This is a genomic window from Acidipila sp. EB88 (assembly GCF_003858395.1).
GTDB lineage: Bacteria > Acidobacteriota > Terriglobia > Terriglobales > Acidobacteriaceae > EB88.
The window spans coordinates 3,511,703-3,537,933 of record NZ_QWEV01000005.1 but is presented as its reverse complement, the minus strand read 5'-3'; the positions used below and the strand labels follow the sequence as shown (position 1 = coordinate 3,537,933).

Annotated in this window: 23 protein-coding genes; 13 read left to right on the top strand and 10 right to left on the bottom strand. The window is 64.9% G+C overall.

The window, feature by feature from the left end; genetic code table 11:
• Nucleotides 1–60: 60 nt before the first annotated feature.
• The gene (locus D1Y84_RS14930) at nt 61–474 is read right to left on the bottom strand and encodes a polymer-forming cytoskeletal protein (protein WP_124849399.1); all 414 of its coding nucleotides are present in this window, start codon (nt 472–474) and stop codon (nt 61–63) included.
• 291 nt (nt 475–765) lie between these two features.
• On the opposite strand from D1Y84_RS14930, the gene D1Y84_RS14925 reads away from it, so the two are divergent.
• Nucleotides 766–1,659: a hypothetical protein gene (locus tag D1Y84_RS14925; protein WP_124849398.1), complete on the top strand. Its 894-nt coding sequence runs from the start codon at nt 766–768 to the stop codon at nt 1,657–1,659.
• Between the two features lie 20 nt (nt 1,660–1,679).
• Here the strand turns inward: D1Y84_RS14925 and D1Y84_RS14920 are convergent, their stop codons facing one another.
• From D1Y84_RS14920 to mazG, 7 genes are all read right to left on the bottom strand, one after another.
• Nucleotides 1,680–2,465 (bottom strand): phosphotransferase, encoded by a 786-nt coding sequence (locus tag D1Y84_RS14920; RefSeq protein ID WP_124849397.1) that lies wholly within the window; start codon nt 2,463–2,465, stop codon nt 1,680–1,682.
• A gap of 96 nt (nt 2,466–2,561) precedes the next feature.
• Complete coding sequence (locus tag D1Y84_RS14915; protein WP_124849396.1) at nt 2,562–3,224, bottom strand: HD domain-containing protein; 663 nt, start codon at nt 3,222–3,224, stop codon at nt 2,562–2,564.
• A gap of 91 nt (nt 3,225–3,315) precedes the next feature.
• Nucleotides 3,316–4,275 carry a GlxA family transcriptional regulator gene (locus tag D1Y84_RS14910; RefSeq protein ID WP_124849395.1) on the bottom strand — a complete coding sequence of 320 codons (960 nt, stop codon included), beginning with the start codon at nt 4,273–4,275 and terminating at the stop codon, nt 3,316–3,318.
• Nucleotides 4,276–4,465: 190 nt separating this feature from the next.
• Nucleotides 4,466–5,212 carry a DUF2076 family protein gene (locus D1Y84_RS14905; protein WP_124849394.1) on the bottom strand — a complete coding sequence of 249 codons (747 nt, stop codon included), beginning with the start codon at nt 5,210–5,212 and terminating at the stop codon, nt 4,466–4,468.
• Nucleotides 5,213–5,386: 174 nt separating this feature from the next.
• A complete protein-coding gene (gene menC, locus D1Y84_RS14900; RefSeq protein WP_124849393.1) occupies nt 5,387–6,508 on the bottom strand; it encodes an o-succinylbenzoate synthase in 1,122 nt (373 codons plus the stop codon).
• A gap of 544 nt (nt 6,509–7,052) precedes the next feature.
• Entirely contained in the window at nt 7,053–8,081 is a 1,029-nt protein-coding gene (locus tag D1Y84_RS14895; protein WP_370245813.1) for a hypothetical protein, read from the bottom strand.
• Nucleotides 8,082–8,086: 5 nt separating this feature from the next.
• Complete coding sequence (gene mazG / locus D1Y84_RS14890; RefSeq protein ID WP_124849391.1) at nt 8,087–9,094, bottom strand: nucleoside triphosphate pyrophosphohydrolase; 1,008 nt, start codon at nt 9,092–9,094, stop codon at nt 8,087–8,089.
• A gap of 36 nt (nt 9,095–9,130) precedes the next feature.
• Here mazG and D1Y84_RS17990 point away from each other — a divergent pair, with 36 nt between their 5' ends.
• On the top strand, nt 9,131–10,144 hold the full coding sequence (locus tag D1Y84_RS17990; RefSeq protein WP_158615504.1) for an A24 family peptidase: 1,014 nt from the start codon (nt 9,131–9,133) through the stop codon (nt 10,142–10,144).
• A 108-nt stretch (nt 10,145–10,252) separates the two neighbouring features.
• Here the strand turns inward: D1Y84_RS17990 and D1Y84_RS18725 are convergent, their stop codons facing one another.
• Nucleotides 10,253–10,951: a tetratricopeptide repeat protein gene (locus D1Y84_RS18725; protein WP_158615503.1), complete on the bottom strand. Its 699-nt coding sequence runs from the start codon at nt 10,949–10,951 to the stop codon at nt 10,253–10,255.
• Between the two features lie 129 nt (nt 10,952–11,080).
• On the opposite strand from D1Y84_RS18725, the gene D1Y84_RS14870 reads away from it, so the two are divergent.
• The 4 genes from D1Y84_RS14870 (at nt 11,081) to recR (ending at nt 15,150) form a co-directional block, all read left to right on the top strand.
• Nucleotides 11,081–11,488: an SET domain-containing protein gene (locus D1Y84_RS14870; protein WP_124849389.1), complete on the top strand. Its 408-nt coding sequence runs from the start codon at nt 11,081–11,083 to the stop codon at nt 11,486–11,488.
• Between the two features lie 198 nt (nt 11,489–11,686).
• Nucleotides 11,687–13,987 (top strand): DNA polymerase III subunit gamma/tau, encoded by a 2,301-nt coding sequence (dnaX, locus tag D1Y84_RS14865; RefSeq protein ID WP_124849388.1) that lies wholly within the window; start codon nt 11,687–11,689, stop codon nt 13,985–13,987.
• A 115-nt stretch (nt 13,988–14,102) separates the two neighbouring features.
• Nucleotides 14,103–14,429 carry a YbaB/EbfC family nucleoid-associated protein gene (locus D1Y84_RS14860; RefSeq protein WP_124849387.1) on the top strand — a complete coding sequence of 109 codons (327 nt, stop codon included), beginning with the start codon at nt 14,103–14,105 and terminating at the stop codon, nt 14,427–14,429.
• 88 nt (nt 14,430–14,517) lie between these two features.
• Entirely contained in the window at nt 14,518–15,150 is a 633-nt protein-coding gene (gene recR, locus D1Y84_RS14855) for a recombination mediator RecR (RefSeq protein ID WP_233581446.1), read from the top strand.
• 177 nt (nt 15,151–15,327) lie between these two features.
• On the opposite strand, the gene D1Y84_RS14850 is transcribed toward recR, so the two are convergent.
• Complete coding sequence (locus D1Y84_RS14850; protein WP_124849386.1) at nt 15,328–15,699, bottom strand: response regulator; 372 nt, start codon at nt 15,697–15,699, stop codon at nt 15,328–15,330.
• A 260-nt stretch (nt 15,700–15,959) separates the two neighbouring features.
• Here D1Y84_RS14850 and D1Y84_RS14845 point away from each other — a divergent pair, with 260 nt between their 5' ends.
• From D1Y84_RS14845 to groL, 7 genes are all read left to right on the top strand, one after another.
• A complete protein-coding gene (locus D1Y84_RS14845) occupies nt 15,960–17,318 on the top strand; it encodes an AAA-associated domain-containing protein (RefSeq protein WP_124849385.1) in 1,359 nt (452 codons plus the stop codon).
• A complete protein-coding gene (locus D1Y84_RS14840) occupies nt 17,315–19,075 on the top strand; it encodes an ABC transporter permease subunit (protein WP_124849384.1) in 1,761 nt (586 codons plus the stop codon). The genes D1Y84_RS14845 and D1Y84_RS14840 overlap by 4 nt, the downstream gene beginning before the upstream one ends.
• An 86-nt stretch (nt 19,076–19,161) precedes the next feature.
• Nucleotides 19,162–21,093, top strand: coding sequence for a CHASE3 domain-containing protein (locus D1Y84_RS14835; protein ID WP_158615502.1), 1,932 nt, complete (start codon nt 19,162–19,164; stop codon nt 21,091–21,093).
• A gap of 6 nt (nt 21,094–21,099) precedes the next feature.
• Nucleotides 21,100–21,543: a response regulator gene (locus D1Y84_RS14830; protein WP_124849382.1), complete on the top strand. Its 444-nt coding sequence runs from the start codon at nt 21,100–21,102 to the stop codon at nt 21,541–21,543.
• Between the two features lie 50 nt (nt 21,544–21,593).
• A complete protein-coding gene (locus D1Y84_RS14825) occupies nt 21,594–23,261 on the top strand; it encodes a hybrid sensor histidine kinase/response regulator (protein WP_124849381.1) in 1,668 nt (555 codons plus the stop codon).
• A gap of 753 nt (nt 23,262–24,014) precedes the next feature.
• Nucleotides 24,015–24,326, top strand: a complete 312-nt coding sequence (gene groES, locus D1Y84_RS14820; RefSeq protein ID WP_124849380.1) for a co-chaperone GroES — start codon at nt 24,015–24,017, stop codon at nt 24,324–24,326.
• A 97-nt stretch (nt 24,327–24,423) separates the two neighbouring features.
• On the top strand, nt 24,424–26,097 hold the full coding sequence (gene groL / locus D1Y84_RS14815) for a chaperonin GroEL (protein WP_233581586.1): 1,674 nt from the start codon (nt 24,424–24,426) through the stop codon (nt 26,095–26,097).
• The last annotated feature ends 134 nt before the right edge of the window (nt 26,098–26,231 follow it).

Sequence of the window (26,231 nt, the reverse complement as noted above, 5' to 3'; positions counted from 1 at the left end):
TCCATCGTTAGCAAAGCAAAACAACCGGCAGTGCCTGCGCGCCACCGGCCCTGGCTGCTTCTAGCTGAAGCGCGGCGTTGCTGGTGCTGCCGGCTCCTGCACTGCTGCTTGCCCGGTCGTGCCCGTTGCCGCTGCCGCGCTGCTCTGCACCAGGTCTACCTTGCCGGAGAAACCGGCATTCTCCTCGATCGACAGCCTGGAAGCCTGGATATCTCCAATCAGCGTCGCCCCGGAGCGCAGTTCCACCCGGCCCGTCGCCGTGATGTTGCCGTTCAGCGTTCCCAGCACAATCACATCCCGAGCTGCCACATCGGCCTGCACCTTGGCATGCGCCCCGATCGTCAGGCGGCTTCCGGAAAGAGTAATCATCCCTTCCACGAACCCTTCCACCGTCAGATCTTCGCTGCCACGCACTTCTCCGCGTACCTGCACGCTCTTGCCAATGCTCGCGCTCACATTCTCAACCACTGCCATCGTGCCCTTCTCCTAGGCGCCTGCTTTCGAGCGGGCTTGGTTTCACTCTATATGCTCGCTTGGGGCGCAGCAACAACACCGCCCAGCCGTACCTTCCGCGATACTGCCACACTCCCGATCGGTCCTGTTCCGGACACTCCGAAGGCTCGAGCACAGTGCCCACCCGCCCCCCTCGATGCCGCCCGTCTCCCATGCGCCTGCCGACCCACCCGCGAAAGGTGCATCATGGGTGCAGCATAAGGCCGCGCCCGCGCAACCAGCCGGCCAACACACGGCCGCACCCGAGGACAGATGACCCAACGCCCGCACTGCTTCGCCCTTCGCCCTGCTCGCCTGACCCATCCGTTGCTGCACCTGGGCGCCCTGCTCGTCTGCTCCGCCTCCACGTTGTCCGCGGTCGCACAGTCCGAAGCGCCTGACCCGCTCAAGCTCGTCCGTGCCGCCTCCTACAACGAACTGCGCGCCTCCAACCAGGGCCACACCTTCCGCTACCGCACCCATTCCATCGACGACGGCAAGTCCTCCACCAAGGAGATCATTGAGACCCGCGACGGCGACATGTCCCTGCTGGTTGAGAAGAACGACAAGCCACTCGACGCCGACGCAGAGCAGGCCGAACGCGACCGGCTCACGAAACTCAAGGCAGACCCCGCTGACCAGGCGCGGCGCCACCACAAAAAGTCATCGGAAGACGATCGCGACAACGAGATGATCCGACTCCTGCCGGATGCCTTCCTCTACACGTTTCTCGGCATGGAGCACGGCCCCAATGGTCCCTGCTACCGTCTCGGTTTCAAACCTAATCCCGCCTTCAACCCGCCCGACCGGCAGGCGCAGGTCTACCACGGCATGGCCGGCGAGCTCTGGATCGACCAGTCCGAGCAGCGCATGGTGCGCCTCGACGCCCACCTCATCGAAGACGTCGACTTCGGCTGGGGCGTCGTCGGCCGCCTCTTCAAGGGCGGCACCATCCTGATCGAGCAGAAGGATGTCGGCGAACGCCACTGGGAGAACACCCTGACTCGCCTCGACCTCGAAGGCCGCATCCTGATGCTCAAATCCCTCAAGATCAAGTCCACCGACGAGTCTTCCGACTTCCAGCCCGTCCCCAACGCCGGCTACCAGGCCGCCATCGACCTGCTGCTCAAGGAGCGTCCGAACTCAACCGCCGGCGCGCCCCGGTAGCGCGACCGGACGCGCAGCAGCTATGCCTCGCCACCAGCGCGCCCGGTCAGCATGCGCCTGAGCTCCGCACCCTGCCGGTCGATTAAGTCCGACACGGGTCCCCAGTAGTGGTGATGCCCCTCGCTGTACAGTCTTGCCCAGGGCTGCCGGTCTTGCCGTGCGCCCTGCACGATCAAGGCGCACTCCTCGCGCGCTCTCCTAACCATCCGCCGGATCAGCGCCCCATAGAAGCGCGTCTCCAGCCCGTAGCCATCCAGCAACGCGCGCATGGCCGCGGCAACAACAGCAAGGTCGCACTCGGGTGCAAAGGGCGGAAACGTAATCGACGCCCACGCCAGGTCCCACAGCCGCGTGCCCGGCGCGGCTTCGTCCCAGTCGATAAACACCCAGCGCTCCGGACCACACACCAAATTCCACGGCGCAAGATCGTTATGGCACACAAGGGTATGGCCATCCGGCACCGTGCGCGCCGCCCATCCAGCCCGTGCAGGCGCCTGGAACGAGGCCGCTCCCTCGTGCAATGCTTTGATCAGCGCTCCCACCCGCGCAAGGTCAGCATGAGAACGCGGTGCACCGCCGAGCCACAGCGTTCCGGGCACAAACTCCAGAACCTGGCGTCCCTGTTCGTCCAACCCATAGGCAGCAGGCGCTCCCCGGAAGCCCACCGCGCGAAGATGCTGCAGCAGGCCGTGCACCGCAGGTGTGGCCTGTGTAACCGGCTTGCGCACAGTTTGCCCAAGCCTCACTACTGACTCGGCAGTGTTGCCTCCTGTCAGCGCCTCTTCTTGTTCTTCGGGCAACCGCATGCGCAACTGCTCTCCAGGACTCCACTACTGAGGCTGCGGACGCGCTCATCACCACGCACATGCATGACGAGCCCACCCGCAATCACCTCGCCCCACTTACCCCCGCCAAGCCGATCCGCGAATTACCGCGCAGAAGTTCCCCCGCTTGAACCCCGGATCGAACGCCTCCAGCACATCCGCTTTGACGTTCCCGAACGTCGTCTCCGGCTTGTGCGCAATGCCGTCGTAGAACGCCCGCAGAATATCCTCTTTAAACTGCGGCGTCCGCGGAAACCTTGCTACCACCGCCTCGCGCTCCGCCGCGTCGAACTGCTCGTACTCCAGCCCCAGCACATCCATCTCCACGCCCGCCGTCACCAGCGCCACCAGCGGATGCATATGCTTCGGAATGCCCGGCGTCGTGTGCAATGCAATCGCCGTCCACACCCGCTCCGTCTCCTGCGCATCGATGCCGCGCGCCTCCAGAAAATCGCGCGCCGCGTTCGCACCATCCACCTCGAACCGCTCCGTCGCCGAGCTATACGCGGGCATCAGCCCCACGTCATGAAACATCGCACCTGCATACAGCAGCTCGCGATCGAACCGGAGTCCGCGCCGCGCCCCGGCAAGCGCGCCAAACAGGTACACGCGGTTGGAGTGGTTGAACAACAACTCTGTTTCCGTGTCCCGCACAAACTCCGCGATCTCCCGCGCGAGCTTGCTGTCCGGTACTTCCATTGGGGCAAGAGCAGAATGCGTTTGCTGCAACTGTGTCGACATAGCAAAAACCTCCAAGACAACTTACTTCCCTCAACCTAGTCCCCGCGCACCATTACCGCCATGACACGGTTGCTGCAATTTCGGACCTGCCTCAATCCGCGGCCACACTCCCGGCGCGTCGGAACCGGCTCGCATACTCCGCCGCCGTCACCCCCAGCACCCGCACAAACGCGCGCCGCATCGCCTCCGCCGTGCCAAAGCCGCACGCATCCGCAATCTCCTTCAGCCCCATCGTCGAGCTGTCGACCTGCTGCTGTGCCGCTTCTACCCGCATGTGGTCCACGAATCGGCCCGGGTTCATGCCCGTTTCCCGCACGCACACCCGCGCAAAGTGCCGGGCGCTCACGCCCATGCGCTCCGCCAGCTGCTCCACCGAGAATCCCTCGCCAAGGTGCTCCAGCATCCACACCTGCAGCTCGCGCAGCGGCCGCGAGGCCCCCGCCTGGTGCAGCAACATATGGCTGAACTGCGCCTGGCCACCAGGCCGCACCAGAAACATCACCAGGAACCGCGCAATCTCCAGCGCCGCCCTATGCCCGCAGTCCTCCTCCACCAGAGCCAGCGACAGGTCGATCCCCGCCGTGATCCCGGCCGAGGTCGACACCGCGCCGTCCCGCAGGTAAATCGGGTCGCGCCGCACTCGCACCCGCGGATACTGCGCCGCCAGCTGATCGCAGAACCGCCAGTGCGTCACCGCCTCCCTGCCGTCCAGCAGCCCTGCCTCCGCCAGCACAAACGCCCCCGTGCAGATCGAGGCCACCCTCCGCGCGCGCCCCGCCGCCGCGCGCAGCCAGGCAATCAGTTCCGGGTCAAACGCGCCACTCTCCGCGCCGGGGCCGCCCACCACGATCAGCGTGTCGATCGCGCCGCTGTACTCCGCGAACGGTGTCGCATTCCCAAGCGGAACCCCGCGGTTGGTCGCAAGCCACTGCTCGCCCCGCGGACACAGCAGCACTACCTCGTACCCGTCCCCGTTGGCAAAAACCTCCAGCGGCCCCGTCACATCCAGGATCTGCACCGGCGGCTGCCCGGTAATCACCACTCGCCTCATGCGCCCATCCTGGCCCATGCGTTTGCACCCACAGAACCCTCAATCCGGTCTTGCATTCCCGCCCGCCTTTCCAGTAGAAGGCACGCCCGCCGCAGCCACGCCACGTGGACTCGCCCAACCAGCCCTCAACGCGAAAAAAGGTGGCACGCTCGCAAGCGTGCCACCCGTACCGCAATCAATACAGCCAAACCTAGCTGAAGTTCGTATCGTCGTCGCCGCCGAAGTCACCACCACCATCGGTGTAATCGTCCCCGTAGCTCGCGTCGTTCGAGCCCGAGTCAAACGGTCCCTGCGGCTGCTCATCCGGACCGCTGTTGTAGTTGCCTCCACCACTGCCGCCGCCCGGCGAGTCGTAGTAGTTGTTGATGATCTCCTCGCGCGGCGCTTCCCCGCCACCGAAGCCGCCTCCACCGAAGCCCTCGCCACCAAAGCCGCCTCCACCGCCCATGCCGCCGTGCAGCAGACTTTCCACACCCTGGAACGCCAGCGCGCCCGCCGCCACACCGGCAGCCGTAGTGGCCGCCGAACGCAGAAAGCTTGGCTGTCCGCTCGGAGGCGGCGCAAAGCCGCCCTGCGGCTGCGCATACTGGGGCTGCGCATACTGCGGCTGTCCGTACTGCACCTGCTGGTAGCCGCCCTGCTGCTGCGGCGGCGGGGCCTGGGGCTGCGGGTCGCGATGACCCAGCAGGCTGCCCAGGAAGCTGGTCGCCTTGGCCGGGGCCGCCGGCGCCTGCTGCATCTGCATCAACTGCTGCTTGGCCTGTTCCAGTGCAATGTTCTGCACCAGCACCGTCTGCGCCAGCATGTACAGCGCGTCCTGGTTGCGCCCCAGTCCATCCCGCAGCAGCTGCTCCGCGGCATCGTCCTTCTCCTCAAGGTTGGTGCTGTTGATCTTGTGCACCAGGTCATTCAGCATGGCTTGTTCTTGCGAAGTCATCGGTTCTCCTTTGCTGCCGCCCACCTACGAGGCCACAGCATCCCACACGTTAGACGCAACAGCGCGCCGGGAGTTGGCAGCGCCCCCAAGCTCTTGCCCTTATCGAGCGAGAGTCCCGAAGGGACCGCCAGCCGCGCAGGCGGTTTTGCCCCGACCCTTGTCGTGGTCTTGCTGCTACGCCAGCACAAACGCCCGCACATCCTCGCGCCGCACGCACAGACGCTCCACCAGGTCCTCGCGCACCGCGTATCCGCGCCCGGCCGCGGTCGGCACCGTGATCTCGCCATGCGCCGATACCGTGATCTCCGGCTCCACGATGTCGTCTTTCCAGTACCGGCTCGACGCCGAAACATCCCCCGGCAGCGAAAAGTTCGGCAGCGACGCCAGCGCGATGTTGTGCGACCGTCCGATCCCGGTCTCGAGCATCCCCCCGCACCACACCGGGATCCCGCGCTCCATCGCCGCATTGTGGATCCCGATCGCCTCCGTGAACCCGCCCACGCGCCCCACCTTGATGTTGATCACCCGGCACGAATCCATCTCGATTGCCGCCAGCGCATCCCTTCGGTTGCGAATCGACTCGTCCAGGCAGATCTTCGTCTCGATCTGCTTCTGCAACATCGAGTGGAAGTAAAAGTCATCACTCCACAGCGGCTGCTCCAGCATCGCCAGCTCGTAGTGGTCAAACGACGCCAGCAGATCCATGTCCTTCAACCGGTACGACGCGTTCGCGTCCGCCGTCAGCTGGATCCGCGGCCACCGCATGCGGATCGCCGCAAACACATCCGTATCCCAGCCCGGCCGGCACTTCACCTTGATTCGCTGATAGCCCGCGGCCAAAGCTGTCTCCACTCGCTCCAGTAATTGCTCCAGCGTCGGCGTAATCCCCAAGGAAACCCCGCACGGAATCGTCGCGCGCGTACCGCCCAGCAGCGATGCCAGGCTCACTCCCTCCGCCTGCGCCTGCACGTCCCACAGCGCATTTTCAAACGCCGCCTTGCACATCCGGTTGCCGCGAATCTGCCGGAAGATCTCGTGACACTGCCCGCCATGCTCCGGGTCCGCGTCGAGCAGCAGTCGGGCCAGCTCGTGCCGCCCCACCTGCCACGCCGTGTCAATCGACTCCTCCGAGTACCAGGGATGCTCGCCGGCCACGCACTCGCCCCAGCCCACCAGCCCCTCTGCGCGCACCTCCACCAGCATTACCCGGCGGTGGGTGGTCATGCCAAAGCTGGTTTCAAACGGTGTCACCAGCTCCATCTGTAGTTCACGCAGCACAACCGCATCGATCTTCATGGTTTCTTTCGCTTTCCGGGATATAAGGTGATCGTGGACTTTGCTGGCCGCGATCTCCGCGCGTTCTGCCAACCGTCAGGAGCAATGTACGTTTGCTACTGTCTTGTTCGTGTGCCTGCACCCGCCTCGCGCCTCGCCTCCGCTCAACCTCTTCTCCAAATTGCTCCAAACGTTTGCTGAGTGCTGGTCTCTTGGCTTCCATCTACCTGGGCCGTGCCAGCCCAAGCCGCCACAGTACGTTTCTGGTCGTCCCAGCGACGCGCCAATCAGCCACTCCACCCAGCCACGGCAGCCGCTGGCTCTGCTTACAATCCGGGCGGTTTTGTTCACCCTATGTCCACTACAAGACATTGCTGCGAATACTTCGAAGAATTCCTTCCAAGTGCCTGCTCAAAGCGCTCGGGCACGTAAATAAACGGACACGCGCATGCGCTCCTACCCGCACAACAGCTCCCCAACATCACCAGCCGGATAGACATGGCCGCCCCTTGAAGATTGGCACTGTGGTCGGCTCCGGGGCCGCCGCCAGCAGCAGATATGCCGTCTAGATATTATGCAACGCTCCCTCCGCATACAGCCGGTATCGGCCGCCGCCGCCGGGCGTCGGGGTAAACCCCTCCATCACCAGCCCCCGCGCGAACGCTGCTTCCAGCCGCTCACGCAATGCACGCTGCGCCTCCGCCGCGTCCCTGCCGCCTTCGGCCCGCCACCGCACAATCTCGCCCGGCAGCTCCACTTCCTCCACCGGCGTGACGGCCTGGCTTCGCCCCGCAATCCGCTGCGTCACCCGCTCGCTCGCCAGCGACCACTCCGCCAGCAGACGGTCAGACGGCAGTCCGCCCTGCTGCTCCGAGTCGAGTGGCCCGTAGAAGTTGGCGATGTAGCGGCGCACCGTGACACCCAGCCGCTCGAGATTGAGAAACGCGTTCTTGGCTACCAGCGGATCAAACGTCCAGCGCATCGTCCGGATCCCGAGCCGCAGCGCATCCTCGCGCTGCGCCAGCTTCAGCGCCACGCCGAGCCCGGTATTCCGGTCCGCCGCACGCACCGCCAGCATGTGCGAGTGCAGGTAGCATTCCGGTTGCACCGCGTCCTTGCTGCCCGCACGTTCATCCACGGCTCCAGCGTTCCGGCTATCTCCCCGCATGCGACCCGGCAACATATCCGCAGCAGGGTCTGCCTGCTCCCGGCCCTGCTCAGCCCCCCGCATCCATCGGCCGGCAGCCAGGTCGCTCTGCGGCGCATGCGCAGCCATCGCCATCGCGAAACCCGCCAGAGTCCCCGCAGCGTCCCATGCCCCGAACACATGGCCGCCCAGCGACTGCGCCAGCACATAAATATTGCGCGGCACCACCTCGCGATCGGGGTACCCCCACGTTTCCTGCTGCAGCGCCACGCACGCATCCAGTTCCGCGGCCGTGGCGCACCGGCGAATCAGGAACACCCGCCCGTCTCGGCTGCGATGCTCCCGAACAGGCTCCGGCGCCCACCCGTTCGAAACCTCCGCACGATGCAGCAGCGTCGTCTCCCGCGCGCGTACCCCCGCGCCCAGAAGCTCCTGTTCCACGGGCACGATGCTCAAGCACCCACCCCGGGCAGACCTGCGAGAAGCCGCTCACGCTGCTTGGCCTGCTGCCACAAGGCTTCCAGCTCATCCAGCGAACGCTGCTCCAGCGGCGCACCGCCCTCCCGTTCCGCCTGCTCCATCGAGGCGAACCGGCTGCGAAACTTCGCATTCGCATCCCGCAGCGCCATCTCCGCATTCACATGGAGGTGTCGCGCCAGGTTGCTCACCACGAACAACAAGTCCCCAACCTCGAGCTGCATCTCGCGCGTCGAACTCGCACTGGAGCTCGAAGCCGACAAATCCCCCGTGCCATCGCCCGGCGCCATCGCGATCTCCGCCTCGACCTCGTCCGCCTCTTCGCGGATCTTGGCCAAAAGCCCCGTGGCATCCGGCCAGTCAAACCCAACCTTGGCCGCTGCTGAACCCAGCTTCTGCGCCTCCAGCAATGCCGGCTGCGCGCGCAGCACCGCGGCCATGCGCGACTCAACCCCCGCATCGGCCCCCGGTGTTTGCTTCTGCTGGCGTTCCATCCGCTTGATGGCGTTCCAGTTCGCCAGCACCTGTGTGGGCGCAATGCCCTCGGCGGCGCTTTCCAGCACCGCGGCATTGCCGGCTGCCTCCGCGGCAGCCGCGCCAAACACATGCGGATGCCGGCGCACCAGCTTGCGGTTCAGCCCGCTCAGCACATCCGCAATGCCGAACTCGCCTGCCTCCGACGCCATCTGCGCATAAAACAACACCTGCAACAGCATGTCGCCCAACTCCTCGCACAGGTTGGCCGAGTCCTTGCGCTCAATCGCGTCCAGCACTTCGTAGGTTTCTTCCAGGGTGTACTTGCGAATCGTCTCCGGCGTCTGCTCTCGATCCCACGAGCATCCATCCGGCCCGCGCAGCCGCCGCATAATCGCGACCGACTCCGCAAACAACGCTGCAGGTTCCTCCGCAACCGGGGAGGCTGCAGAGGAGGCGGTTTCCGGCGCGGTACACAGCGACCCTTGGGTCACATCGGGCGGAGCCATGGCTCCACTCTAACCGATGGCCTAAACTCGGACGCAGTGATTTCCGTATTCCTGCTCCCCGCACGACTCCATGCACCGCTACCCGGCAGCGCCTTTGGCGTCTTTACGGGCTCGCTTTCCGCTCCAGTTCTGGAGCTCGCGCCCTCCCCGCTCTGGATCGCCATCGTTGCCATTGCCGGCCTGCTGTTCGGCAGCTTTCTCAACGTCTGCATCGCCCGCCTGCCACACCATCGGTCCATCCTCTGGCCCGGTTCGCACTGCCCGCACTGCCAGGCCGGCATACGCCCATACGACAACATCCCGCTGGTCTCGTTCCTGCTGCTCCGCGGCCGCTGCCGCCACTGCCACACGCGCATCTCGCCGCGCTACCCGCTGGTCGAGGCCGCTACCGCCGCGCTTTTCCTGCTGGCAACCTTCCACTTCGGCCCGGGCTCCGCTGCCCTGCTGGCCGCGGTCTTCTCGTTCCTGCTGCTCGGCCTGCTGGTTATGGACGCCGAATGTTTCCTGCTCCCTGATACCTTCACCCTGCCCGGCATCGCGTTTGGCGTCGCCCAGTCGCTCCTGCCGGTAAGTGGACAGGCCGGCGAGGGCGGCAACTCACTCGGCAGCCCCTTCAGCAACCACGCCGCCGACCCAGCCGGTGGCCTCATCGGCTGTCTCCACCTCGCCGCGACCACCCCGTTCCCCACCCCAGCCTGGCCCGCATGGCAGGGCAGCCTGCTGGGCGCGGCTGGCGCCGCTTCCCTGCTGCTCGCGATCCGCTGGCTCTACTGGGTGGTGCGCCGGCAACAAGGCATGGGCCTCGGCGACGTGAAGCTGGCCGCACTTCTCGGCGCCTGGCTTGGCGTCGCCGGGGCGTCGCTGGCCCTCACACTGGCTGTTCTGCTCGCCGCCTTGTGCGGGCTCATCCTCATGGCAAGACCGAACCAGCCCGGCACCGACCGCCCGGCCCTGCGCCTACCCCTCGGAAGCTTCCTGAGCCTAGGCGGCCTGCTCACCCTTTACTGCGGAGCGCCGCTTCTCACCTGGTACTTTCAGTTTTGGCGTTAAACGCATCTTTTAAATAGCTTTATCCGTAAAGGGGTAGTTCATGATGAAGTTCTCTGCGGTCGCCAACTCAGCCGGTTCGGATGACTAAGTAGAGTAGCCGGCAAGCCCCTACTTCCCCGCCAGCTCACCCAGCGCCTTCTTCGCATCCTTGGACCGCTTTCCCTTTGGCTCGGCATCCAGGTACAGCTTGTAGTTCTCCGCCGCCTCATCCAGGTGCGCCGTTTTGCGTGCAGCCTCCGCCAGGTAGAACACCGCGTCCACGTTGCCCGGTCCTACCTCCGTCGCCTCCTTGAACCGCGAGTACGCCCCCGCGAAGTTGCCCGACCCCATGTACAGCTGGCCGATCCGGATATCTTCCGCCGCCAGCTTCGGGTCGTTCACTACGCCGCCTGCCCCGTTGCTCGCCTCGGAATCGTGATCTCCCAGCAGGTCCACGCCCTTCATCCGCGACCGGCTCGACGAGGAGCCGCCATTCTCACCCGGCGTCGTCGCCGGCCCGTCCGAAGCCGAGGCATCCCCCGCATTCGCTTCCTTCTCCGCCGCCTGCGACTGCTCTTCTGGAAACGCATTGTCGTTCGCCGGAGCCGCAGGCTTGGCCGGTGCCGCCTGTTGCCCCGGCGACTGTTGCCCCGGCGCAGCCGGCTGGGTCGGTGCCGCCTGCTGCCCCTGGCCACCCTGCTGCGCCGGCCACACCGACGCCCATGCAGCCTGGGACCACATGCCACAGCCCGCCAGCCCCATCCACGCCATCCCCGCAGCCTTCGCCATCCGCCCAACGCGTGCCATCTTCACCTTGCGCCTGTCCATCGCAAAGCCTCCCTTCTCCCATACGCAAAACATCGTCTCCTCTATTCTGACGCGCCACACCGCCGATGCGCGCCACAATCGCCCCACGCACCCACATGGGCCGCCAACCCCGCTATACTCGCGGCACCCATGTCTCTCGTGATCCGCTCCTCCGCCATCCACGCCGCCGGCTGCTACACCACCACCCCCATCCGCAAGGGTGCCTACGTGGTCGAGTACACCGGCCCGCGCCTCCGCAAGGACCTCGCCGACATCCGCTACGAGAACCTCCCCATGACCTACCTCTTCGGCGTCGGCGACGGCAACACCGTCATCGACGGTCACGGCACCGCCATGTTCCTTAATCACTCCTGCGACCCCAACTGCGAGACCGAAGAAGAACACGGCCGCGTCTGGATCCAGGCCATCCGCAACATCGCCGCCGGCGAAGAACTCACCTACGACTACCACCTCTACGACGGCGACCCCGCCGACGCCCCCTGCCACTGCGGAGCCAAAGCCTGCCGCGGCTCCATGTTCTCGAGCACACCCGCGTAAAGACAAAGACCCCCCTGCGCGGGGGGCGGTCTTTTCGGGACACGTACTCTCTATAAACGAAAGCCTCAAAACACCCTGGCCTGTTCTTGCCAGGGTGTCTTGAGGCCCTTGCTTTTCAGGTACACCTGCCACGAAGTGGCCGCCAGCCGCGCAGACGGTCTTGCTCTACCCGACTGCCCGGTAAAATAAGAACCAGCAATGGCCTATCAGGTACTCGCCCGCAAATACCGCCCGCAACGCTTTTCCGACGTCGTCGGACAGGACCACGTCACGCGCACGCTCGGCCATGCGCTGGAGCAGAACCGCATCGCGCACGGCTATATCTTTTCCGGCCATCGCGGCATCGGCAAGACCACCATCGCGCGCATTCTGGCCATGGCGCTCAACTGCCGCCGCACCATCGGCTCGCCCGAGCGGCCGACCTACGAGCCCTGCGCCACGTGTGAGAGCTGCGAAGAGGTGCGTGCCGGCAACGCCGTCGACGTGATCGAGATCGACGCCGCCACCAACCGCGGCATCGACGAGATCCGCGAGCTTCGCGACGCGGCCCGCTATCGCCCCGCGCGCGACCGCTACAAGATCTACATCCTCGATGAGGCGCACCAGATCACCGACGCCGCCTTCAACGCGCTGCTCAAGACGCTCGAGGAGCCGCCCGAGCACGTCGTCTTCATGATGGCCACCACCCAGCCCGAAGACATTCTCCAGACCATCCGCTCGAGGTGCCAGCACTTCTCGTTCCACGCCGTAAAGTTCGACGCCATCCTCGAGCAGCTCCGCACCATTGCCGGCGATGAACACGTGCTGGTCGATGACGAGGCGCTCGGCCTGCTCGCCGAGGCCGGCGACGGCTCCATGCGCGACGCGCTCTCCATCATGGACCAGGCCATTGCGTCCGCCCCGCTCGAGGACGGCCACGCCCGCCTCGACGCCGCCGAGATTCGCGAGCTCATGGGCACCATGCCCAACGCGGTGTTCGCGCGCCTGCTCGAGTCGGTCGGTGAAAACAACTCCGCCGCCGTGCTCGGCGAACTCGACCGGCTGCTCGCCAACGGCAACAGCCCTTCGCAGATCGCGCGCCAGCTCGTGCGCTACCTCCGCAACGTGCTCATGGCCCGCATCGGCGGCGAGTCCACCGAGCTGCTCCAGCTTTCGCCCGACGAGCGAGCGCGTGCCGCCGGCTCTGCCCTGCTGTTCGGCGAAGAAGAGCTCACGCGCTTCCTGCAGATCATGCTGCGTACTTTTGACGAGCTCAACTACCGCCAGGAGCAGCGCTTCCACCTCGAGCTCGGCGTGCTCAAGCTCGTACACCTCCAGCGCCTCCTGCCCATTGAAGAGCTGATGTCGCAGCTGGCCAGCTCACCCGCCGGCACGCCCGGCAGCCTGCCCGGCACTTCACGCCCCGCCACCGCGCTGCCCCCCGCGTCCGCGCCGGCGCGGCCGCCCGCTGCTCGGCCCACCCCTGCGCCGGCTGCGCCCCCGGGCCGGCCCGCGCAGACGGCCACTCCCGCCCGCACTTCCGCAGCACCCGTCGTCACCGAGCCCGGCCCGGAACCGGCATTCTCTCCATTCGAGCGCGACGCGCAGCGCAAGACCGCACCGCCCCTCGCCCGCATGCAAACCGCTACCGTCGCACCCGCGGCAGTGCTGCCTCCGCCGTCGTTCGCCATCCCGGAGCTTCCGGAGCAGGCGCCATTGCCTGCGCGCACTGCGTCAACTCCGCTACCACCCGCCCCCCGGCCACAACCGCCGGCAGAGTTCTCCACCCCGGAACCTGACACGGTCCCGGCACCGCCCGTCTCGCCAGACGAGTCCATCGCCAGTGCGCCAGCCACATCCGCAGCACCATCCGCACCTTCAGCTCCAACTCCATCCGCGATTCCGGCCTCCGCTCCATCTGTAGCCTCGGATTCAGCTCCATTCGCGGCGACGGCTTCAGCTCCGATCCAGGCCCCAGCGCCAGCCGCGATCTACCAACCAGCGCCAACAGCCGAGCCTCAAGCCGTCGCGCCACCGCATCCAGCGCCCGCCGCGCCAGCAACCCAGGCGCCCCCCGAACCGCCAGCAACCCAGGCCCCGCCCACGCACCCTGCCGGCACACTCGACCTCGATGGCATGCGCGAGGCTGCGACCTCCGCACTGGAAGGCGCCGGCCACACCACCGCCGCTGTACTGCTCGGCAACGGCAACTGGGTCGAAACCCCGGAGATGGTGCGCATCGAAGTCTCCGCGAAGAAAACCATGCTCGGCCTCACCATGAACCCCGAAGCCGAAAAGGTCGTGCGCGCCGCCATCCGCCCGTTCACCGGCCAGCCGCCGCGCCCCGTCCAATGGTTCCCCGGCGAAGGCGGAGGTACCCGGTCCACCGCAGCCGCCGCTCGCCCCGCAGCCACCGGCAGCGTACAGGCCCTGGCCATGGAAAATCCACTCGTCCAGCAGGCAAAAAAGCTGTTCCAGGCCGAGGTACGCAGCGTCGTCGATCTCCGCGGCAAACGCTGACACCCCCCGCGCCCGCCGCCGTCCCTCATCCCCGCACCCTGTCATCCTGAGCAAAGCGAAGGATCCGCGGTCCCGCCCACCCCGCATCCAAACCACATAAGGAGCCACACACCCAATGGACATGAGCAAAATGGAAGCCATGCTTGCCCAGGCCAAGCAGATGAGCGCCGCCGCCGACCAGCAGCTCGCTGCAGTCAGCGTCGAAGGCTCAGCCGGCGGCGGTGCCGTGCGCATTCGCATGAGCGGCAAAAAAGAAGTCCTCGGCGTCACCCTCGACCCCGCTGTACTTGGCGCCCTCGGCTCCTCGCCCGACGACCTGCAGATGCTTGAAGACCTGCTCCGCGCCGCCTTCAACGACGCCGGCCGCCGCGCCGACGAAGCTGCAGGCGGCAGCATGTCCGGCATGCTCAGCGGCCTCGGCCTGCCCGAGGGCTTGCTCTAACCCTGCCCATACCCTCGAGCGAAAACCCGGGACGCACCCCGATCCAGCCGCGCCCGGAACGAAGCACCCTCCACAGGAGCCACATCCCATGCCGCCCCGTTTCGCCGAACCCATGTCGCGCCTCATCGATGAGCTGCGCAAGCTCCCCGGCGTCGGGGCCAAGAGCGCCCAGCGCTACGCCTTCCACATCCTGCGCTCCTCCGCCGCCGATGCCACCGCGCTCGCCGACGCCGTGCGCGCCCTCAAGCGCGAACTTCGCCTCTGTTCCATCTGCAACAACGTCACCGACGTTGATCCCTGCATCTTCTGCGACAGCCCCGACCGCAACGGCCGCTTGGTCTGCGTCGTCGAAGAGCCCACCTCCATCGATACAGTGGAGCGCTCGCGCGGCTACGACGGTGTCTATCACGTACTCCACGGCACGCTCTCGCCCCTGCACGGCGTCGGCCCCGAGCACCTGCGCACCAGCAACCTCGTGGCGCGCGTCGCGCGCGGCGACATCGACGAGGTCATCCTCGCCACGTCGCCCACCATCGAGGGCGAAGCCACTGCCGGCTATCTCGCCGAACTCCTGCGCGAAGCCCAGCGCGGCCGCTCCCCCGAGACCCGCCAGCCCCTGCGCATCACCCGCATCGCCACTGGCATTCCCGCTGGCAGCGATCTTGAGTATGCCGACGAAGTCTCCATGGCTCGCTCGCTCGAAGGCCGCCGCGACCTGTAGCCGCAGCAGCAGGCCCCCTGCACAATCTGCCCAAACGGAAAAACGCCCTCAAACCAGGTTTGAGAGCGTTTACACGGGTGACTTTCCCGCGAACTCCGCACAGCTTGTCCTTATCAACAATGCAGGTTTGCGAAAGCCTGGAGGGAGCAGGCTTCCAGCAACTGCGCTGCCCGGCGCTTACGAGCGCAAACGGGCGAGCAGGTCCTGCGGGTGTACCGGTTTGGCCAGGATTTCGAACTCGTGCCCCTGCACACGCGCGCGATCCAGCAGGTCGGCCGTTGCGGCCTGGCCTGAGAACAACAGGATCTTGCATGAGGGCAGCATCGTTCTGATCTTGATTGCGGCATCGATGCCGTTCAGGTCCGTCATGATCACGTCGGAAATCACCATGTCCGGCTGCAGTGTGCGCGCCGTCTCCACTGCCTTCTCTCCGCTGTATACCGCGGTCGCTTGAAAGCCGCTCTGGTTGAGGATGATCGCCAACGTGTCCGCGATTACCCGTTCGTCGTCAGCGACCAACACTTTGGGCTTTACCGAATTTTCTTGCATGCGCTCCTTTGTAAACCTTCTTCAACCGGCAGGCAATGCGCGAGTCACCCACGCGCAGCACCACTTCCACAAATTGTTCAACGCTTGTTGGACGCTTCCGGATGGAAAGAAGGGTCTGCTTCCTTCGCAATGATACGCTTGCTTGAACGTGTCCGCTTTACCGCAGTGCAACCTCCATCCTTGAAACTGGCTGCATAGCGCAAGGTGCAGCCGCCCGCTTCGGGTAAGCCCCATTCTTGTCGCCGATGGACTGCCTCGCCATGTCACAAGACGCCATCATTCGCGCCGAGAAAATCGAAAAGTACTACGCGCAGCCCAGCGAAAACCGTATCCAGGTCATCGCGCAAACCGACCTTTCCATCGAGGCCGGCGAGATCGTCGCGCTGCTCGGTCCCTCCGGCTCCGGCAAGTCCACGCTGCTGCGCATGCTCGCCGGGCTTTCCAAGCCCTCCGGAGGCAATGTCTTCTGGCATGGCAAGCCCATCCAGACACAGACCATTAACGTCTCCATCGTCTTCCAGAGCTTCGCGCTCTTCCCCTGGCTCACCGTGCTTGAGAACGTCGAAGCGCCGCTTAAGGCGCGGGGCATGGGCCCGTCTGATCGCCGCGAGCGCGCCCTCGCCATCCTCGATACCGTCGGTCTCGACGGCTTCCAGAGCGCCTATCCCAAGGAGCTTTCGGGCGGCATGCGCCAGCGCGTCGGCTTTGCCCGTGCCCTCGTCGTCGAGCCTGAAGTCCTGTTCATGGACGAGCCTTTCTCCGCGCTCGATGTCCTCACCGCCGAAAACCTCCGCTCCGAACTGCTCGAGCTCTGGGCCAAGAAGACCATCCCCACCCAGGCCGTCTTCATCGTCACCCACAACATCGAGGAAGCCGTCCTGCTCGCCGACCGCATCATCGTGCTCGGCCGCAATCCCGGCCATGTCCGCACCGACTTCAAGGTCACCCTCGCTCACCCGCGCGATCGCAAGAGCGGACCCTTCACTCAGCTCGTCGACTACATCTACAAGGTGCTCACCCGGCCCGACGTCATGCCCGAGGTGCCCCGCATCGAGGACGGCAAAACTGTGCGCGACCAGCGACAGATGCACTACGAGATGCTGCCTCACGCACGCCCCGGCGGCATCGCCGGTCTGCTCGAGATGATCATCGACATGAGCGACAGCTCCGGCCGTGCCGACATCTACAAGGTGGCCGACGAACTCGCCTTCGAGATCGACGACTTGTTGCCCATCGTCGACGCCGCACAGCTCCTGCGCTTTCTCAAGGTCGAAGAAGGTGACGTCACCATCACGCCCGAAGGCCGCACCTTCGCTGAGTCTGAGATCCTGCTCCAGAAAGATCTCTTTCGTAAGGCCGCCACCGAACACGTCCTGCTACTCCGCCAGATCGCCCGCGCTCTCGACAACAAGCGCGACCACACCGTGCCGGAAGAGTTCTTCCTTGACATGCTCGACGAGCAGTTCTCTGACGAGGAAACCCGCCGCCAGCTCGAGACCGCTATCAACTGGGGCCGCTACGCCGAGCTCTTTGACTTCGACGGCTCGCGCCGCCGCTTCATCCTGCCCGAAGAAGAGGAAGAGGAAGAAGAAGAGACCGCGGAAGCAGGTACCGAGTGAGCGAGACGCAGCAGGCGCGTCCGCCCCGTCTCCTTTTCTCCCGCGCTTTCCTGGTCGACCGTTCCTGGCCCATCGTCCTTGACCTCGGCATCGGCGCCGCCCTCATCGCCCTGTTCTACGGCGTGCTGCTGCTGGCCCGCTACTGGTCCGGCACCGTTGTGCCCGAGTCGCAGATCTCGCTCGCCGCCTCGGCCCTGCCGCGCTACGCCTTCTACTCCTGCGCGCGCATCCTGCTCGCCTACCTGCTCTCGCTCGCCTTTGCCATCGGCTACGGCTACCTCGCCGCCTACAACAAGCGCGCGGAAGCCTTCCTGATCGCCACACTCGACATCCTCCAGTCCATCCCGGTCATGTCGTTTCTGCCGCCCGTCATCCTCGCCATGATGACCCTGATCCCGACCCACCAGCTCGGCATCGAGCTCGGCGACATCGTCGTGATCTTCACTGGCATGGTCTGGAACATGGCCTTCTCCTTCTACGCCTCGCTCAAGGCCATCCCCCGCGAGCTGCAGGAGGCCTGCAAGATCAACCGCTTCTCGCCCATTCAGCGCGCCTTCCAGCTCGAGCTTCCCTTCGCTGCCATCGGCCTCGTCTGGAACTCCATGATCTCGGTCGCCAACGGCTGGTTCGCGCTGATGATCTGCGAGATGTTCAACCTGGGCTCGCGCAACTTCCGCCTGCCCGGCCTCGGCTCCTACCTCGCCACCGCCGCTTCCATGGGCGACAACCACGCCATGGCCCGCGGCCTCATCACGGTGGTCGTGCTCATCGTCGCCATTGACCAGCTCATCTGGCGGCCGCTTATCGCCTGGTCCGACAAGTTCAAGTTCGAAAATGTCGAAAATGCCGACCGCTCGCGCTCGCCCATCCTCGACCTGCTGCGCCGCTCCAATATCCTCACCCGGGTCTCCGAGCACACCCTCGAGCCGCTCTCCGAACGCATGTACGCGGCACTGGCCCGCGGCGAGCGTAAGCGCGCCGGTGTGCTGCCCGACGTCGATCGCACCCGCCGCTCCTACCTCGCCACCGCCGTCTTCGGCACCTTTCTGCTGCTCATCGCGGCTCTCACCATCTGGAAAGCTTCGCTGCTCGTCCGCGGCCTCCCGTTGGTGGAGTACCGCCAGCTCCTGATCGGCGCGGGCGCCACCTTCCTGCGCGTCATCGTCGCGCTCGTGCTCGCCGCCGCCTGGACCATCCCCGCCGGCGTGATGATCGGTTTCAACCCTCGCCTGGCTCGCATCGCTCAGCCCTTCGCGCAGATCGCCGCCTCGTTCCCCGCAACCGCGCTGTTCCCCCTGATCCTGGTCGCCCTCTTGCGCACCGGCGCCGGCCTCGGGCTTTCCGCCGTCGTGCTCATGATGCTCTCCACGCAGTGGTACATCTTCTTCAATGTCATCGCGGGCGCCATGGCGATCCCGTCTGATCTCAAGGAAGTTTCCACCCTGTTCGGCTTCTCACGCATCCAGCGCTGGCGCACCCTGATCCTGCCCGGCATCTTCCCCTACCTCATCACCGGGCTCATCACTGCGTCCGGCGGCGCGTGGAACGCCTCCATCCTCACCGAGTACTTCAAGCTTCACGAGCGCACCCTCTCCACCGTCGGGCTCGGCGCGCAGATCGATCACGCCACTGACACAGGCAACTTCGCCGTGCTGCTCATGGCCACCGTCATCATGGCGCTCATCGTTGTGACCATCAACCGCCTCCTCTGGCGGCCGCTCAACCGCCTCGCCGAGACCAAGTACCGACTCGAGTAACCCCGACCGTAACTTATACTGCGACAAATCCCCCTCGGCTCCCCTCTTCACCGGCTACTATGGGGAGCCGCTGCACCCCTCCCCCCATGAGACCCTCCCGCTTCCAGCAATTCCTCTCCGGCCTCTTCCTTGTCGCGGTGCTGCTGATCGCCGCCAACGCCTGGCTCGCCTTCCATGCCGAGGCCATTCTCGAGAACTCCGAGCACTGGGTCACCCACACCCTTGAGGTCATCACCGACCTCGAGCGCGTTCTGCAGAACATTGCCGAGGCGGAGTCCAGCGTGCGTGGCTTCATGCTCACCGGCCGCGAGCCATACCTGGCGCGCTATCTGGCCGCGCAACAGTCCCTGCCCGCCCAGTTCGAACTGCTCGAGCACCTGGTCTCCGACAACCATGCGCAGGTCTCGTCCATGCGCCTCGCCGCCGCGCTGGTCCAGCAGAAGATGGACTATCTCGGTTACGCGGTATCGATTCGCCGCGACCAGAACAAGGGCGCCATCGGGCACGTCCTCGGCAACGGCAAGGGCGAAGCCTACATGCGCGAGGTCGACAAGATCATGCGCGAGGCAGAGCAAAGCGAGCGCACCCTGCTTGTGCAGCGCCTCAGCGACTCAGCCGAGGCTCGTTTCGAAGCCAAGTTCACCGTCGCCCTCGCCAGCACCCTCGACATCCTGTTCGTGATCTTCTCTCTCTACTCCCTTGAGTACGAGCGCAACCTGCGCCAGCGCGCCGCCGAAGGCACGCGCCGTCTCGAGAAGCTCCAGTCCGTCACCGACGTCGGCTTCACCCAGCTCACCGTGCCCGAGCTCACCACGCAACTGCTCGGCCGCCTCCGCGAGGCGACAGACGTCGAAGCCCTGGTGCTCTGCCGCTGGTTCCACGAAGACGCGGGCGACCAGATCGAGCCAACTGCCTCCGAAGGCAATGCCGTGGTCATGCCCGGGCGTCGCCGCGTGGTGCCTGGCGGCGCCTTGTGGCAGGCCGCCCACACTGGCGAACCGATGCACCTCGAGCGCAGCCCCAACGCCGCGCTCGAGCCCGGGACTAACAACCAGCTCGACCCCGGCATACTGCCCGACACCCTGCACTCCCTGTTGATCGTTCCGCTGCGCGCGTCCTCTCGCATCATCGGCATGCTCGTCGCCGGTAGATCCCGCGACTCTACCTTTTCCCCCGCCGACGAGGAACTGCTGCGCCTCGCCGCTGACCGCATCGCCCTGGCGCTCGACCGCGCCGCCGCCTACGACGCGGAACGTGCCGCCCGCCACCTCGCCGAACGGCACGCTCAGGAGAACGCCGACCTCAACGCGGTCCTCGAAGAACGCGTGCTGCTTCGCACCGCCGAGCTTGAAAACACCAACCGTGAGCTTGAAGCCTTCTCCTACTCCGTCTCGCACGATCTCCGCGCGCCGCTGCGCTCCATCGATGGCTTCTCGGTCGCGCTTGAGGAGGACTACGGCCCGCTGCTTCAGGGGGACGGCCTGCACTACCTCGGCCGGGTCCGCGCTGGCGTGCAGCGCATGGGCCAGCTCATCGACGCCCTGCTGCAGCTTTCCCGGATTACCCGCGCTGATCTTTCGCGCGAACAGGTCGACCTGTCTGGCATCGCGTTCAGCGTTGCCCAGGACATCGCACTCAGCCTGCCCAACCGACCACTGGACTTTCACATCGAACCCGGCCTCGAAGTCGAGGGCGACGCTAGGCTTCTGCGCGTCATCTTTGAAAACATGTTCGGCAACGCCGCCAAGTTCACCGCCAACGTGGCCCAGCCCGAGATCCACTTCGGCTGGTCTCCCGAAGAGGCGGCCTACTATATTCGTGACAATGGCGCTGGATTCGACCAGCAATACGCAGGTAAACTTTTCGTTGCCTTTCAGCGTCTCCACGGGGAGAAAGATTTCCAGGGCTCTGGCATCGGCCTTGCCACCGTGGCACGCGTTATCGCCCGGCACCACGGTACCATCCGGGCACAGGGAGTGGTCTCGCAAGGGGCAACCTTCTGGTTTACGCTGGGTTAGGACTCTATGATCGCGACCGGTACCCGTTCAATCCTGCTGGTGGAAGATGACCCAGACCACGAGCTCCTCACCATCCGTGCGCTGCGCAGGTCCAACGTTGCCAACGACGTTCGCGTCGCACGCGACGGCGAAGAAGCCCTCGCGATGCTCTTCGACAAGGACAATGCCGCTGTGTCGTCACTGCCGCAACTCATCCTGCTCGACCTCAAGCTGCCCAAGGTCGATGGCCTCGAGGTGCTGCGGCGCATCCGCGAAAACGAACGCACCCGCATGCTGCCCGTGGTCGTGCTCACCTCGTCGGATGAAGAGCGCGACATCCTCCGCTCCTACAAGCTGGGCGTCAACAGCTACATCCGCAAGCCCGTCAACTTTTCCGACTTCACCGAAACGGCCAATCAGCTTGGCATGTACTGGCTGGTGTTGAACGAATGTCCGCCTCTCGCTCACTAGGTCCGGCTGTTCCTCCGAACGCGCGCGAACGCGTGACGCTTGCAGCTGCCATGCAGGCCCCGCGCCCCCTCCGCGTTCTGCTTGTCGAGGACAACGAGGACGATGCCATGCTGCTCAAGCGCCATCTGAGCAAAGCCGGCTTCGCGCCGGAAATGCATCGCGTCGAAACCTCAGAGAAGATGCTCGCCGCCCTGGCCCAGCCCTGGGACTGCGTGCTTGCCGACTACACCCTGCCGCTGTTTTCCGCTCCGGAAGCCCTGGCCATGCTCAAGATGACCGACCAGGACATCCCCTTCATCATGATGTCCGGGGCGATCAGCGAGGCCACGGCGGTGGCCGCCATGCGGGCCGGTGCGCATGATTACGTCTCCAAGCAGAACCTCACCCGGCTTGGACCGGCCATCGAGCGCGAACTCGCCGAGGCCGCCAGCCGCCAGCACAAGCGCGTCACCGAGCGCGCACTCCGCTCCAGCGAGGAGCGGTTTCACCGCCTCGTTGAAGCCTCTCCGCTCGCACTCCTGATCGCAGATCTCGACGGCCGCATCACCTACTACAACGGTGGCAGTGAACGCCTGCTCGGGCTCTCCCGCAGCAACCCGGATCACGAGGTGTTGCTGCTCGACCGGGTTCTGGAATGTCAGCACAATGGCGATACCTTCAGCCCCGCCACCGAAGGCGTTTCGCCCAATCGCCAAGTCGCCGAGACCCTCTACGCGCGCGTCAGCAAGGAGCCCGGCGTGACCTGGGAGATGCAATGCTCGCATCTCGACGGCACCCCTCTGCCCGTCCTGCTCGGCGGCGCCATCCTGAACCAGGAAGAGACCGCTGACAAGGTGCAGCTTGCCATCTTCCTGATCGACCTCACCAAGCAGAAGCGAAGCGAGGAGCTTCTGCGCCGGACCGAGAAGCTGGCCGCCGCCGGCCGCCTCGCCGCTTCCATTGCGCACGAGATCAACAACCCACTCGAAGCCATCACCAACTGTCTCTACCTGCTGGAGCAGAGCACGCTCGAAAGCCAGCAGCGCACCTTCCTCCAGATGGCCCGGCAGGAGCTCGATCGCGTCACCCACATCACCACCCAGACCCTGCGCTTCTACCGCCAAAGCTCGCGCCCGGCGAAGACCGACATCGGCGACCTCATCGACTCCGTGCTCACTCTCTACGAGGGGCGCATCCGCGACCACAGCATCCAGGTCAACCGCGACTATCGCGACGTTCCATCGATCCTCGCGCTCGACGGCGAGATCCGCCAGGTGCTCGCCAACTTCATCGGCAACGCGGTGGATGCCATGTCGGTCTGCGAAGAGCCGCGCGTCCTGACCCTGCGCGCCCGCCCGCGCCGCCTGCGCGGTATCAAGGCAATCCGTGACGCCCAGCTTGCGCCGCCCGGGGCTTTGCCGGAAGCCTCTCTGCCGCGGAACGGCAACGGCGTGCCGGACGGTTTAGATGGCGTTGTGCTGCTGGTCTCCGACTCCGGCGGCGGCATGAATGCCGAAACGCTGCGGCGACTCTACGAGCCCTTCTTCTCCACCAAGGGCATCACCGGCACCGGCCTCGGCCTCTGGGTCTCGCAGGAGATCATCGCCAAGCATCACGGACGGGTACAGGTCCGCACCCGGCAGGGCCCCACCTCCGGCACCGTGTTCCGCCTCTTCTTCCCACTCGCTGCCGCCATGGATGAATCTGCCAACTCCGGCAATCTCCCGACGCTCAGCTGACCTGCGGGACCGCTGCTTTCTATCTCAGGCAGCAACTCCTACTAACATCTGCTATCTCGCACCTGTGCTGCCCCGTCACCCGCTTACCTGCCCGCGACTCTCCCGGTTTCGCGACCTGCGCCCCACATTCCCTTCATCCCTTAAACCATCGGCTACCCGCCGGCCAGCCCCTCCGACACCCTAGAATTTCCGCCTCACTACGGGCAAGTGCTCCGCTCTCCACAACCCGCCGGCGAGTTTCCGGTGCCAAGTTCCATTTCGGGACACTCGCGACGGACGCGGTTGTTTCCGCCCCGCCAAGTCAACCCCTGCAGAAGTTGCGAAACTCTGTGCACGCGGTACTTTGGTCATCGGCCACTGTATATGTATGCACCATCCTGCATAGATATGTATTTTGAATTTCGCTTCGCACGAAAACCACGCAATTGTCGCTCCAGAATGGCAGCAAAAAACACCCGAAAAGTGCTCAGAGCGCTCCTTAAGCAGCATTGCGCGAGGATCCGAAGGCATTACGCCACTCGTCCTTACCTGCCACTCAGACCCGGCGCCCGACATCTGAGTCGTCTCCACTCATCTTCCCTGCGCATCGTCGTTTTCCTAGCTTGACAGCCGCTCCATGCCCAAGCTACCTTAGCAATCGAAGGCTGACTCTGCTAGCAGCGCTTCACTCGGGCTGCCAGTCGAGACAAAGCCCCTGCTTCAGCATCACCATGTGGCGTTCAGCGCTGCATGTTTCTCAAGGAGAGAAGACCCATGGCAACCAGCACAGTCGCGACCACCTTTACCCCCCTGCATGACCGCATCCTGCTTCGCCGCGTTGAAGAAGGCGAGTCCATCCGTGGCGGCATCATCATCCCCGACACTGCCAAGGAAAAGCCCCAGGAAGGCGAAGTCATCTCCGTCGGCAAGGGTAAGTCCAACGACGAAGGCAAGACCTTCCCCCTCGACGTCAAGGCAGGCGACCGCGTTCTGTTCGGCAAGTACTCCGGCACCGAGATCAAGATCGATGGCGAAGAGTTCCTGATCATGCGTGAAGAAGAAGTTCTGGGCATCCTCAACAAGTAGTTTTTGCGTCGTCAACCGGCGACTGTTTTCTGTCGGCTCAACCGGCAAATGTTTCAAAATAAACCACTTTGATCCACACAGTTTTAGGAGATAAAGCATTATGGCAAAGCAGATTCTGCACGGAGAAGATTCACGCCAGGCGATCCTGCGCGGCGTCAACACCCTGGCTGACGCAGTCAAGGTGACGCTCGGCCCCAAGGGCCGCAACGTTGTGATCGAAAAGAAGTTCGGCTCGCCCACCATCACCAAGGACGGCGTTACCGTCGCCAAGGAAATCGAGCTGTCGAACTCGCTCGAGAACATGGGCGCGCAGATGGTGCGTGAAGTTGCCTCCAAGACCTCGGACGTCGCCGGCGACGGCACCACGACCGCAACCGTCCTGGCCCAGGCCATCTACCGTGAAGGCGTCAAGACCGTTGCCGCCGGCGCGAACCCCATGGCCCTCAAGCGCGGCATCGACAAGGCTGTGGAAGCCATCGTCGGCAAGCGTGACGAGCACGGCGTTGTCACCGGCGGCGCGCTCTCGAAGTTCTCCAAGCCCGTCACCGGCGAGATGATCGCCCAGGTCGGCACGATCTCTGCAAACTCGGATTCGACCATCGGCACGATCATCGCCGAGGCCATGAAGAAGGTTGGCAAGGACGGCGTCATCACCGTGGAAGAGTCCAAGACGCTTGAGACTCAGCTCGAAGTGGTCGAAGGCATGCAGTTCGATCGCGGCTACCTGAGCCCCTACTTCGTCACCGATCCGGACCGTATGGAAGCCGTCGTTGAGGATCCCTACATCCTGATCCACGAGAAGAAGATCTCGTCGATGAAGGACCTCCTGCCGCTGCTCGAGCAGGTCGCCCGCAACTCCAAGCCCCTCCTGATCATCGCGGAAGATGTTGACGGCGAAGCACTTGCGACCCTCGTGGTCAACAAGCTGCGTGGCACGCTCAACGTCGCAGCCGTCAAGGCTCCCGGCTTTGGCGATCGTCGCAAGGCCATGCTCGAGGACATCGCCAAGCTCACCGGCGGTCGCGCCATCACGGAAGATCTCGGCATCAAGCTTGAGAATGTCAAGATCGAAGACCTCGGCCGCGCCAAGCGCGTCACCATCGACAAGGACAACACCACCATCGTCGAAGGCAAGGGCGAAACCTCTGCCATCGAGGGTCGTGTCAAGGAGATTCGCAACCAGATCGAAAAGACCTCCTCTGACTACGATCGCGAGAAGCTTCAGGAGCGTCTGGCGAAGCTGGTTGGCGGCGTCGCCGTCATCAAGGTCGGTGCTGCTACCGAGACCGAGATGAAGGAAAAGAAGGCCCGCGTGGAAGACGCGATGCACGCAACCCGTGCAGCCGTCGAAGAAGGCATCGTCCCGGGCGGTGGTGTTGCCCTGGTTCGCTGCACACCCGACGTCGATGCCCTGATCCAGACCCTGCAGGGTGACGAGAAGATCGGCGCGCAGATCATCCGTCGCGCCATCGAAGAGCCCCTTCGCCAGATCGTCAGCAATGCCGGCGAAGAGGGTGCCGTGGTTGTCGGCAAGATCCACGATTCGAAGGAAGTGCATTTCGGCTACAACGCCGGAACCGGCGCCTTCGAGGACCTGGTTGCTGCCGGCGTCATCGATCCGACCAAGGTGACCCGTACCGCCCTTCAGAACGCTGCCTCGATCGCCGGCCTCATGCTGACGACCGAAGCGATGGTCGCCGACATTCCGGAGCCCAAGGCTGCCCCGGCCGGCGGACACTCGCACGGCGGTGGTATGGAAGGCATGTACTAAGACCCACCCCGCCACCGGGCTCATGGAGCCGCTGGCAACAGAAAGGTCCTGCTTCGGCAGGGCCTTTTCTGTTGTTACGCAATGCCTCTCTTTGGTCCCGCCTGAGCACCCGCTCTCCTCGCCAGATGCCCTAT

Bases quoted from the DNA above. Each gene is read 5' to 3' on its own strand.
- dnaX (WP_124849388.1), top strand. From the start codon at position 11,687: ATGGCCTATCAGGTACTCGCCCGCAAATACCGCCCGCAACGCTTTTCC.
- D1Y84_RS14825 (WP_124849381.1), top strand. From the start codon at position 21,594: ATGCAGGCCCCGCGCCCCCTCCGCGTTCTGCTTGTCGAGGACAACGAG.
- groES (WP_124849380.1), top strand. From the start codon at position 24,015: ATGGCAACCAGCACAGTCGCGACCACCTTTACCCCCCTGCATGACCGC.
- D1Y84_RS14835 (WP_158615502.1), top strand. From the start codon at position 19,162: ATGAGACCCTCCCGCTTCCAGCAATTCCTCTCCGGCCTCTTCCTTGTC.
- recR (WP_233581446.1), top strand. From the start codon at position 14,518: ATGCCGCCCCGTTTCGCCGAACCCATGTCGCGCCTCATCGATGAGCTG.
- D1Y84_RS14920 (WP_124849397.1), bottom strand. From the start codon at position 2,465: ATGCGGTTGCCCGAAGAACAAGAAGAGGCGCTGACAGGAGGCAACACT.
- D1Y84_RS14850 (WP_124849386.1), bottom strand. From the start codon at position 15,699: ATGCAAGAAAATTCGGTAAAGCCCAAAGTGTTGGTCGCTGACGACGAA.
- D1Y84_RS14830 (WP_124849382.1), top strand. From the start codon at position 21,100: ATGATCGCGACCGGTACCCGTTCAATCCTGCTGGTGGAAGATGACCCA.
- D1Y84_RS14845 (WP_124849385.1), top strand. From the start codon at position 15,960: ATGTCACAAGACGCCATCATTCGCGCCGAGAAAATCGAAAAGTACTAC.
- D1Y84_RS14930 (WP_124849399.1), bottom strand. From the start codon at position 474: ATGGCAGTGGTTGAGAATGTGAGCGCGAGCATTGGCAAGAGCGTGCAG.
- menC (WP_124849393.1), bottom strand. From the start codon at position 6,508: ATGAAGATCGATGCGGTTGTGCTGCGTGAACTACAGATGGAGCTGGTG.
- D1Y84_RS18725 (WP_158615503.1), bottom strand. From the start codon at position 10,951: ATGGACAGGCGCAAGGTGAAGATGGCACGCGTTGGGCGGATGGCGAAG.
- D1Y84_RS14925 (WP_124849398.1), top strand. From the start codon at position 766: ATGACCCAACGCCCGCACTGCTTCGCCCTTCGCCCTGCTCGCCTGACC.
- D1Y84_RS14870 (WP_124849389.1), top strand. From the start codon at position 11,081: ATGTCTCTCGTGATCCGCTCCTCCGCCATCCACGCCGCCGGCTGCTAC.
- D1Y84_RS14915 (WP_124849396.1), bottom strand. From the start codon at position 3,224: ATGTCGACACAGTTGCAGCAAACGCATTCTGCTCTTGCCCCAATGGAA.
- mazG (WP_124849391.1), bottom strand. From the start codon at position 9,094: ATGGCTCCGCCCGATGTGACCCAAGGGTCGCTGTGTACCGCGCCGGAA.
- D1Y84_RS14860 (WP_124849387.1), top strand. From the start codon at position 14,103: ATGGACATGAGCAAAATGGAAGCCATGCTTGCCCAGGCCAAGCAGATG.
- D1Y84_RS14905 (WP_124849394.1), bottom strand. From the start codon at position 5,212: ATGACTTCGCAAGAACAAGCCATGCTGAATGACCTGGTGCACAAGATC.
- D1Y84_RS14910 (WP_124849395.1), bottom strand. From the start codon at position 4,275: ATGAGGCGAGTGGTGATTACCGGGCAGCCGCCGGTGCAGATCCTGGAT.